This is a genomic window from Gordonia sp. IEGM753 (assembly GCF_050321825.1).
In the GTDB taxonomy this organism is placed as follows: Bacteria; Pseudomonadota; Gammaproteobacteria; order Pseudomonadales; family Pseudomonadaceae; genus Aquipseudomonas.
Genome location: NZ_JBNQGB010000001.1, coordinates 2,854,139 through 2,864,869, shown reverse-complemented (window position 1 = coordinate 2,864,869; position 10,731 = coordinate 2,854,139). Strand labels below are relative to the sequence as shown.

Sequence of the window (10,731 nt, the reverse complement as noted above, 5' to 3'; positions counted from 1 at the left end):
GATGTTGACTGATTTAACGCCATCGCGAGCGGGCTCGCTCCCACAGGGATTCGCGTCAGGTTGTCAGTGAGCGGGGGCTGCCAACTCCCACAGGGGATTACGTGGTACACGGAATCTGTGGCTGGAACAGGACCCCATGTGGGAGTGAGCCTGCTCGCGATAGCGGTCTAACAGCGACGATGATGTTGACTGAATTAACGCCATCGCGAGCGGGCTCGCTCCCACAGGGATTCGCGTCAGGTTGTCAGTGAGCGGGGGCTGCCAACTGCGGTGGCGGTGCGAAATCAAACGGCGCCAACGAAAAACCGCTTTCATCCACCTGCAACGCCCAGCCTTGACGATCCCAATCCCCCAACACAATGCGCTTGGCTGCTTGCTCGCCGATCTGCAACTTATGGATGGCCGGGCGGTGAGTGTGGCCATGAATCAACGTTTTCACGCCATATTGCTGCATGATTCGCGGCACTTCTTCGGGTGTGACATCCACTATGTCATTGGCCTTCATCCGCGTCTGCGCGCGGCTTTCACTGCGCAGCTTGCGGGCCAGTTTATGGCGAGTGCGCAACGGCAGGTGGCGCAGGATGAACAGGGTAATCGGGTTGCGCAGGTAGCGACGCAGCTTCATATAAGCCTCGTCGCGGGTGCACAGGCTGTCGCCGTGCATCAATAGCACTGGCTCGCCGTTGAACTGCACCACACTCGGGTCCTTCAGCAGCGTACAGCCGGCCCGTTTGCAGAAGGCCTTGCCGAGCAGGAAGTCGCGATTGCCATGCATCAGAAAGATCGCCGTGCCGCTGTCGCTGAGATCGCGCAGGGCCTGGCAGATGGAACGCTGGAAAGGCGTCATGGCGTCATCGCCAATCCACACCTCGAAAAAGTCGCCCAGGATGTACAACGCACTCGCCGAGCGGGCGCGTCCGGCGAGCAAATCCAGAAACGCCCGGGTAATGTCCGGGCGCTCCTCTTCCAGATGTAAATCTGAAATCAGCAATATCACTCAATGATCTCGGCTTTCTCGATGATCACGTCGTCTGCTGGAACGTCCTGGTGGCCAGACTTCATGGTGGTGGAAACGCCTTTGATCTTGTCGACAACGTCAGTGCCGGATACAACTTTGGCGAATACTGCGTAGCCCCAGCCCTGAGTGGTCTTGCCGCTGTGGTTGAGGAAGCTGTTGTCAGCTACGTTGATGAAGAACTGGGCGGAAGCCGAATGCGGTTCCATGGTGCGGGCCATGGCCACGGTGTACTTCTCGTTCGGCAGACCGTTGTCAGCTTCGTTCTGGATGCTTGGACGCTTGTCTTTCTTTTCTTTCATGCCTGGCTCGAAACCGCCGCCCTGGATCATGAAGTTACCGATCACACGGTGGAAAACGGTGTTTTCGTAGTGGCCGGCCTTAACGTATTCGATGAAGTTGGCAACGGTGATCGGTGCCTTTTCAGCGTTCAGTTCCAGGACGATGTCGCCATGGTTGGTGGTCAGTTTGACTTGGGTCATGATCGTGGACTCTTTTGGGAGATGCGTTTTATATGAATTCGTGGGTTTCGGGGCATTACGGCCCGCAACCGATCTGGTCTGTATCAATCCAGTTGCGCAGTTTAGCGTGCCGAGCGTGAATTTCGAGGCTGTTTTTCATTTGCAACCGATTAAATACGACCGTTTGCAAGCGCACTCTGTCAGGCGCTTGACGGCATCGGCTATGATAGCGGCTTTGTTTTGTCAGGCCCTCACCTGCGGCCGCGCACTTGTACGTTCAAGGATCCTATGAGCAAGCCCACTGTCGACCCTACCTCGAATTCCAAGACCGGCCCTGCCGTGCCGGTCAATTTCCTGCGCCCGATCATCCAGGCGGACCTGGACTCGGGTAAGCACACGCAGATCGTTACTCGTTTTCCGCCTGAGCCCAATGGTTACCTGCACATCGGTCACGCCAAGTCGATCTGCGTGAACTTCGGCCTGGCCCAGGAATTTGGCGGTGTCACGCACCTGCGCTTCGACGACACCAACCCGGCCAAGGAAGACCAGGAATACATCGACGCCATCGAAAGCGACATCAAGTGGCTGGGCTTCGAATGGTCCGGTGAAGTGCGCTATGCCTCCAAGTATTTCGATCAGTTGTTCGACTGGGCGGTGGAATTGATCAAGGCTGGCAAGGCCTACGTCGACGACCTGAGCCCGGAACAGGCCAAGGAATACCGCGGCACGCTGACCGAGCCGGGCAAGAACAGCCCCTTCCGTGATCGCAGTGTCGAAGAAAACCTCGACTGGTTCGCCCGCATGAAGGCCGGCGAATTCCAGGACGGCGCACGTGTACTGCGGGCCAAGATCGACATGGCCTCGCCGAACATGAACCTGCGCGACCCGATCATGTACCGCATCCGGCATGCGCATCACCACCAGACGGGTGACAAGTGGTGCATTTACCCGAACTACGACTTCACCCACGGTCAGTCGGACGCCATCGAAGGCATTACCCACTCCATCTGCACCCTGGAATTTGAAAGCCACCGTCCGTTGTACGAATGGTTCCTGGACAGCCTGCCGGTACCGGCGCACCCGCGTCAGTACGAGTTCAGCCGCCTGAACCTGAACTACACCATCACCAGCAAGCGCAAGCTCAAGCAACTGGTCGATGAAAAGCACGTACAGGGTTGGGACGATCCGCGCATGTCCACGCTGTCGGGCTTCCGCCGCCGTGGCTACACGCCGAAATCGATTCGTAACTTCTGCGAAATGGTCGGCACCAACCGTTCCGACGGCGTGGTCGATTTCGGCATGCTCGAGTTCAGCATCCGTGACGATCTCGACCACAGCGCCCCGCGCGCCATGTGCGTGTTGCGTCCGCTGAAAGTCGTGATCACCAACTATCCGGAAGGCCAGGTCGAGAACCTGGAGTTGGCGTGCCACCCGAAAGAAGACATGGGCGTGCGTGTTCTGCCATTTGCCCGTGAAATCTACATCGACCGTGAAGACTTCATGGAAGAGCCGCCAAAAGGCTACAAGCGTCTGGAGCCTGCCGGCGAAGTGCGCCTGCGTGGCAGCTACGTGATTCGTGCCGACGAAGCGATCAAGGACGCCGATGGCAACATCGTCGAACTGCGTTGCTCGTACGATCCGGAAACGCTTGGCAAGAACCCTGAAGGCCGCAAGGTCAAAGGCGTGGTGCACTGGGTGCCGGCCGCGGCCAGCGTCGAGTGTGAAGTGCGTTTGTATGATCGCCTGTTCCGTTCGGCCAACCCTGAAAAGGCCGAAGACAGCGCCAGTTTCCTGGACAACATCAACCCTGACTCGCTGCAAGTTCTCACGGGTTGTCGTGCAGAGCCATCGCTTGGCAATGCACAGCCGGAAGACCGTTTCCAGTTCGAGCGCGAAGGTTACTTCTGCGCGGATATCAAGGACTCGAAACCGGGCGCTCCGGTATTCAACCGTACCGTGACCTTGCGTGATTCGTGGGGCCAGTGATTCAAGGAACCTCTAACGTGCTTTCGATTTACAACACGCTCACCAAGAGCAAAGAAGTCTTCAAACCGCTGGATGGCAACAATGTGCGCATGTACGTCTGCGGGATGACCGTGTACGACTACTGCCACATTGGCCACGGCCGCAGCATGGTGGCATTCGACCTGGTGACCCGCTGGTTGCGCTTCAGCGGTTACAACCTGACTTATGTGCGCAACATCACCGACATCGAAGACAAGATCATCAATCGGGCGAAGGAGAACGGCGAGCCGTTCGACGCGTTGACCGAGCGCATGATCACTGCGATGCATGAGGACGAGGCGCGCCTCAATATCCTCAAGCCGGACATGGAACCGCGCGCCACCGATCATATTCCGGGCATGCTGAGCATGATCCAGACCCTGATCGACAAGGGTTACGCCTACGCACCGGGCAATGGCGACGTGTATTACCGTGTCGCCAAGTTCATGGGCTACGGCAAGCTGTCGCGCAAGAAGATCGAAGACCTGCGCATCGGCGCGCGTATCGAAGTCGACGAGTCCAAACAGGATCCGCTGGACTTCGTGCTGTGGAAAGCCACTAAACCGGGCGAGCCAAGTTGGGAATCGCCTTGGGGCGCTGGCCGTCCGGGTTGGCACATCGAGTGCTCGGTGATGTCGACCTGCTGCCTGGGTGAGACATTCGATATTCATGGTGGCGGCAGCGATCTCGAGTTCCCGCACCATGAAAACGAAATCGCCCAGAGCGAAGCGGCCACCGGCAAGACCTACGCCAACGCGTGGATGCATTGCGGCATGATTCGCATCAATGGCGAGAAGATGTCCAAGTCGTTGAACAACTTCTTCACCATTCGCGACGTGCTGGAAAAATACCACCCGGAAGTGGTGCGCTACTTGTTGGTGTCGAGCCATTACCGCAGCGCGATCAACTACTCGGAAGACAACCTCAAGGACGCCAAAGGCGCACTCGAGCGTTTCTACCACGCGTTGAAAGGCTTGCCGAACGTGGCACGGGCCGGTGGCGAAGCGTTTGTCGAGCGCTTCACTCAGGTGATGAACGACGACTTCGGCACGCCAGAAGCCTGCGCGGTGCTGTTTGAGATGGTTCGCGAGATCAACCGTCTGCGCGAGAGCGATATCGATGCGGCGGCAGGTCTGGCGGCTCGCTTGAAAGAGCTGGCCAGTGTGCTGGGTGTGTTGCAGCTTGAGGCAGATGACTTCCTGCAGGCTGGCGCTGAAGGCCGGGTTGATGCGGCGCAGGTTGATGCGCTGATTGCCGCGCGTCTGGCGGCACGTGCTGGTAAAGACTGGGCCGAATCCGACCGCATCCGCGACCAGCTCACCGCCATGGGCGTGGTGCTGGAAGACGGCAAGGGCGGTACGACCTGGCGTCTGGCTGACTGATCATGTGATTCGCTACAAAACAAAACCCGCCTTGTGCGGGTTTTTGTTTTTTGGGTGATCTCAGGATTCTTGGTCGACGGACCTGACGCCATCGCTAGCAGGCTAGCTCCCACATTGTATTTTCGTGATGTTTGAATGTTGCGTACGACGCCGATCCCCTGTGGGAGCTAGCTCCCACATTGTATTTTCGTGATGTTTGAATGTTGCGTACGACGCCGATCCCCTGTGGGAGCTAGCTCCCACATTGTATTTTTGTGATGTTTGAATGTTGCGTACGACGCCGATCCCCTGTGGGAGCTAGCTCCCACATTGTATTTTCGTGATGTTTGAATGTTGCGTACGACGCCGATTCCCTGTGGAAGCAAGCTCCCACATTGTATTTTCGTGATGTTTGAATGTTGTGTACGACGCCAATCCCCTGTGGGAGCTAGCTCCCACATTGTATTTTCGTGATGTTTGAATGTTGTGTACGACGCCAATCCCCTGTGGGAGCTAGCCTGCTAGCGAAGGTCTGAAGCCGAACACCGCCAGCGCGGTTTACTCGTCACTCAGCCTGGCGCAACCGCTTGTAAAGCGTATTACGGCTAACCCCAAGCCTTCGTGCCAAGTGCGAAATATTCCCCCCGGCGGCCGCCAACTGCCGATTCAAATCTTCAGCATCATTGACATCCACCATCAGCGTTTCCGACGCTTCCACCGGTTCCATCTCCAGGTCGACAAAAAAATCATCCGGCAAATGCTCCGGGCGGACCGGTTGTTCTTCGGCCATGGCCAATGCCACCTGCATCACGCTGCTGACCTGACGCAAATTGCCAGGCCACGGATGACGGCTGAACAGCTCGATCACTTCACGACTCAACCCAGCCCATTGCGCCGGTTCGCGGTGTTGTTCCCACAACCGCTTGAACAGTGCCTGTTTGTCGCTGCGCTCTCGCAGCGGCGGTAACTCCAGGGTCAAACCGCCGATGCGGTAGTACAAGTCCTCCCGAAATCGCCCCAACTGAACTTGCTCGCGCAATGATCGATTGGTCGCCGAGATGATGCGAATGTCCACCGGGAATAGCTCGCTGCTGCCCACCGGTTGCACACAGCGTTCCTGCAAAACCCTCAACAAGCGCGCTTGGGTCGGCAACGGCATGTCACCTATCTCATCAAGAAACAGTGTGCCTTTATCGGCCTTGCGGATCAGCCCGATGCTGCCTTTCTGATTGGCGCCGGTAAATGCGCCTTTTTCGTAGCCAAACAGCTCAGATTCAACCAGTTCGGCGGGGATCGCTGCACAGTTCACGGCAATGAACGCCTGTTTGCTTCGGGAGCTCGCCTGATGCAGGGCTTTGACGAATACTTCTTTGCCGACCCCGGTTTCCCCGTGAATCAACAGCGGGATGTCCTTTTCCAGTAATCGCTCGGCCTGACGCACGGCTTTTTCCACGCGGCTGTCACCGAAATGCAAGGTGTGCAGGCTGATCCCATCGGCCGCCGGCGCCCGTGCCGCCGGTTCAGCAAACACTCGCGGCTGAATCGGTACCTGCCTCGGCCGTTTCAACAGGCACTGAAAACGGTTACGCCCAGAGGCCTGGAGGGCGAAGGGCAGGCCATCGGGTTGATTCAGCAGTTCCAGCAGCGACACCTTGAACAGGCTTTCGACACTGACTCGCGACAGGCTGATGCCCAGCAGATTATCGGCCCGGCGATTGGCGGAGAGCACTTGGCCGGTTTCATCGAAAATCAGCAACCCGGCCCATTGGCTGTCGAGGTTGTTGAGTCCGGTGTTGAAGGTCAATTGAAAATGCTGGCCGTGAAACAGGTTGAGGATCAGCCGGTTTTCGACGGTCTGACTCATCATCTTGACCATCCCCAGCGTGTGGGAGGGCGGCAAGTAACTGTCGCTGGACACGTCCAGCACCGCGATCACTTTACGTTCGGCATCGAAGATTGGCGCGGCGGAACCGGTCATGAACCGGTTGGCCTTGAGGAAGTGTTCATCGTGCTCGATGTGCACTGCCTGCTCGCAGGCCAGCGCAGTGCCGATGGCATTGGTGCCGCTGCTGCGCTCCATCCAGCTTGCGCCGGCACTGAAGCCGTGCGTCAGTTTTGGCTCGATAAAACGCTGGGTGCCCCAAGACGTCAGCACCTGGCCTTGATTGTCGGCGAGCATGATCAGGCAATTGGAGTTGCTGAGGATGTTCTCGTAGTACGGCAGCACTTCCTGATGCGTGGTTTGCACCAGCGAATGCTGGCTCTCCAGCAAGTGTGCAATATCGCCAGCGGGCAGTTGATCGAATGCCGGAGCGCTTTGATGGCTGAGGCCGAATGCACGGCATCGAGACCATGAGTCCTGAATGATGGCGTCGTGGGAGAGCGGCGGGGCAGGTACGGCCATGGCAGTCGATCTCTGAGCAAGCTTTTTATTGTTGTTATGGGTATTTCACTTTCACATCGAATCGCGCCCCCGGTGTTGCTCATACGCCGAAACCCTGGAGGAGCCCGGAAGGCCGGACATGGCGTCATCGAAATCGCCATCACCGGCAAACCGGTTTCCTGCAGGGTTAGCGTTCGAACCACCCATGCGGGGATTTAGCCCGTTACGTGAGCGCCATCAACAGTCCATTGAGTGTTGTTCACAATTGTTCATTGTCAACCGACGAGGTGTTCAATTGTTCAGTCTCGGCTGTTCATTTCTGTTCATCATCGAAAGTACTTTTGCCTCGGTTTCAACGATTTTCAAGCCAGTTCAAAGGCTTGCGATTTCTGGCACGAATGTCGCTCTGTAGCTCCGGTCGCTTGACTCCAATAATAAAAAGGCCGAGCCATGTCGTTAACCCTGGAGCACGTCAGCCGTACCGTTGAGGGCCAGAACTGGATCGACGATGCGTGCCTGAGTTTTGAACCCGGTTCGTTCAACGTTTTGCTGGGGCGTACGTTATCCGGCAAGACCAGTTTGATGCGCCTGATGGCGGGTCTGGATAAGCCTGACAGTGGCCGCATCCTGATGAACGGGGTTGATGTCACTCAACGCCCGGTGCGCTTGCGCAACGTATCGATGGTGTATCAGCAGTTCATCAATTACCCGACCATGACTGTCTTTGAAAACATCGCCTCGCCGTTGCGTCAGGGCGGTGTGTCCAATGAACAAATCCAGAGCAAAGTGCTGGAAACCGCGAAGATGCTGCGCATCGAAAAATTCCTGCAGCGTCATCCCCTCGAACTTTCCGGTGGTCAACAGCAGCGCACGGCCATGGCCCGCGCGCTGGTCAAGGACGCCGAACTGATCCTGTTCGACGAGCCGTTGGTGAACCTCGATTACAAGTTGCGCGAAGAACTGCGTCAGGAAATGCGTGAGCTGTTCAAGGCGCGCCATACCATTGCCATTTACGCCACCACCGAGCCGAACGAAGCACTGGCGTTGGGCGGCACCACGACGATTCTTCATGAAGGCCGGGTGATTCAAAGCGGCAAGTCCTCGGAGGTTTATCACCAGCCGCAAACCGTGCTGGCCGCAGAGTTATTCTCCGAGCCGCCGATCAACCTGATGCCGGGGCGCATCGCCGGCAACGAAGTCAGTTTTGCCAATTTTGTGCACTTCCCGTTAAACGTGGACCTGCGGCCGGTGGGCGAGGGCGAGTTTCGGTTTGGCGTTCGGCCAAGTCATATCTCGCTGGTGCCAAGCAATGACGATGACCTCGAACTGGCGGTAACGGTCGAGGTGGCCGAGATCAGCGGTTCGGAAACCTTCCTCCACGTGCGCAACGAACACTTTCTGTTGGTGCTTCACCTGCCCGGCGTTCACGAGTACGACGTCGATGCGCCGATCCGCATCTATATCCCAACCCATAAACTGTTTGTGTTCGACGCGCAGGGCCGTTTGGTCCAGGCGCCCGGCCGGCGTATCGCGAGGGTTGCCTGATGGCCGAAATTCGTTTGCAACACCTCGCCCACAGCTACACCAGCACCCCGAGCGGACCTGAGGATTATGCAATCCGCGAGATGAACCATGTCTGGGAGCAGGGCGGCGCTTATGCGTTGCTCGGGCCTTCGGGCTGCGGTAAATCGACGTTGCTCAACATCATTTCCGGGCTGCTCAGCCCTTCTGAAGGCCAGGTGCTTTTCGACAGCAAAGTGGTCAATGACCTGACCCCGGAGAAACGCAACATCGCCCAGGTGTTTCAGTTTCCGGTGGTCTACGACACCATGACGGTGTTCGACAACCTGGCGTTCCCGTTACGCAATCAGGGCATGGGCGAGGCCAAGGTTCACAGCAAAGTGCAGGAAATCGCCGAAGTTCTCGACCTGCAGAACCTGTTGAGCAAGAAGGCTCGCAACCTCACCGCGGATGAAAAACAGAAAGTCTCGATGGGCCGGGGCCTGGTGCGCGATGACGTCTCGGCGATCCTGTTCGATGAGCCGCTGACGGTGATCGACCCGCACCTGAAGTGGAAGTTGCGGCGCAAGCTCAAGCAGATTCACGAGCAGTTCAACATCACCATGGTCTACGTCACCCACGATCAACTGGAGGCGTCGACCTTTGCCGACAAGATCGCAGTGATGTATGGCGGGCAGATCGTGCAGTTCGGCACACCGCGTGAACTGTTCGAGCGCCCCAGCCACACCTTTGTCGGCTATTTCATCGGCAGCCCCGGCATGAACCTGATCGAGGTGCAGCCGCAACCGGGTGGCGTTGGCTTCGCGTCGACTCATTTGCCACTGTCTGAAGCGCAGCAGCAATGCATCGCCGCCTCGGCGTGGAAAACCTTGAAAGTCGGCATCCGTCCGGAGTTCGTGCACGTGTGGGACGAACCGTTTGACGACGCGATGAAGGCACAGGTCGTACACGTCGAGGACCTCGGTACCTACAAGATCATGACCCTGAACCTGGACGGTGCACCGCTCAAAGTGCGCCTGGCCGAAGACAAACCGGTGCCAGCAGGCACGGCGTACATCAGTTTTCCGGCTCAGTGGTTGATGGTCTACGCCGATGATTACTTGATGGAGGTGCAGCCATGAACAAGGTGCAAAACAACAAGGCGTGGTGGCTGGTGTTGCCGGTTTTTCTGCTGGTGGCGTTCAGTGCGGTGATCCCGATGATGACCGTGGTCAACTACTCGGTGCAGGACATCTTCGACCAGTCGAGCCGCTACTTTGTCGGCGCCGACTGGTACAAACAGGTGCTGCTGGACCCTCGCTTGCAAGAGTCCTTGCTGCGCCAGTTCATCTATTCCGGCTGCGTACTGCTGATCGAAATTCCGCTGGGCATCGGCATCGCCCTGACCATGCCGACCAAGGGCCGCTGGTCGTCGCTGGTGCTGATCATTCTGGCGATCCCACTGCTGATCCCGTGGAACGTGGTCGGCACGATTTGGCAGATTTTCGGCCGGGCCGACATTGGCCTGCTCGGGTCAAGCCTGAACGCGATGGGCATCAGCTACAACTACGCGGCCAACACGATGGACGCCTGGGTCACCGTGCTGGTGATGGACGTGTGGCACTGGACCTCATTGGTGGCGTTGTTGTGTTTCTCCGGCCTGCGGGCAATTCCGGATGTGTATTACCAGGCGGCGAGAATTGATCGCGCGTCGAGCTGGGCGGTGTTCCGCCATATTCAGTTGCCCAAGCTGAAAAACGTGCTGGTGATCGCGGTGATGCTGCGGTTCATGGACAGTTTCATGATCTACACCGAGCCGTTCGTGCTGACCGGCGGTGGCCCGGGGAATGCCACCACGTTTCTGAGTCAGACACTGACCCAGATGGCTGTAGGGCAATTCGACCTCGGCCCGGCGGCGGCTTTTTCGCTGGTGTACTTCCTGATCATCCTGTTGGTGTCCTGGCTGTTCTTCACCGCCATGACTCACTCTGACGCCAACCGCTGAGG

The 10,731-nt window shown here is 57.7% G+C and carries 8 protein-coding genes; 5 read left to right on the top strand and 3 right to left on the bottom strand.

All coding sequences use genetic code 11. The annotated features are described in order from the left end of the window. Positions 1-244 precede the first annotated feature (244 nt). Both lpxH and ACQR3R_RS12865 read right to left on the bottom strand, forming a co-directional pair. On the bottom strand, positions 245-991 hold the full coding sequence (gene lpxH / locus ACQR3R_RS12870; RefSeq protein ID WP_428272585.1) for a UDP-2,3-diacylglucosamine diphosphatase: 747 nt from the start codon (positions 989-991) through the stop codon (positions 245-247). 2 nt (positions 992-993) lie between these two features. Next, positions 994-1,497: a peptidylprolyl isomerase gene (locus ACQR3R_RS12865; RefSeq protein WP_428272584.1), complete on the bottom strand. Its 504-nt coding sequence runs from the start codon at positions 1,495-1,497 to the stop codon at positions 994-996. Between the two features lie 267 nt (positions 1,498-1,764). Here ACQR3R_RS12865 and ACQR3R_RS12860 point away from each other — a divergent pair, with 267 nt between their 5' ends. Both ACQR3R_RS12860 and cysS read left to right on the top strand, forming a co-directional pair. Continuing rightward, positions 1,765-3,462, top strand: a complete 1,698-nt coding sequence (locus tag ACQR3R_RS12860) for a glutamine--tRNA ligase/YqeY domain fusion protein (protein WP_428272583.1) — start codon at positions 1,765-1,767, stop codon at positions 3,460-3,462. 17 nt (positions 3,463-3,479) lie between these two features. Continuing rightward, entirely contained in the window at positions 3,480-4,862 is a 1,383-nt protein-coding gene (gene cysS / locus ACQR3R_RS12855; protein ID WP_428272582.1) for a cysteine--tRNA ligase, read from the top strand. A gap of 544 nt (positions 4,863-5,406) precedes the next feature. Here the strand turns inward: cysS and ACQR3R_RS12850 are convergent. After that, positions 5,407-7,245 (bottom strand): sigma 54-interacting transcriptional regulator, encoded by a 1,839-nt coding sequence (locus ACQR3R_RS12850; protein ID WP_428272580.1) that lies wholly within the window; start codon positions 7,243-7,245, stop codon positions 5,407-5,409. Positions 7,246-7,674: 429 nt separating this feature from the next. Between ACQR3R_RS12850 and ACQR3R_RS12845 the strand changes: the two genes are divergently transcribed. The 3 genes from ACQR3R_RS12845 to ACQR3R_RS12835 are packed head-to-tail and all read left to right on the top strand — an operon-like array spanning position 7,675 to position 10,729. Beyond that, positions 7,675-8,769, top strand: a complete 1,095-nt coding sequence (locus ACQR3R_RS12845) for an ATP-binding cassette domain-containing protein (RefSeq protein WP_428272579.1) — start codon at positions 7,675-7,677, stop codon at positions 8,767-8,769. Next, a complete protein-coding gene (locus ACQR3R_RS12840) occupies positions 8,769-9,866 on the top strand; it encodes an ATP-binding cassette domain-containing protein (protein WP_428272578.1) in 1,098 nt (365 codons plus the stop codon). Before ACQR3R_RS12845 ends, ACQR3R_RS12840 begins: the two co-directional genes overlap by 1 nt. Next, positions 9,863-10,729, top strand: a complete 867-nt coding sequence (locus ACQR3R_RS12835) for an ABC transporter permease subunit (RefSeq protein WP_428272577.1) — start codon at positions 9,863-9,865, stop codon at positions 10,727-10,729. The genes ACQR3R_RS12840 and ACQR3R_RS12835 overlap by 4 nt, the downstream gene beginning before the upstream one ends. The last annotated feature ends 2 nt before the right edge of the window (positions 10,730-10,731 follow it).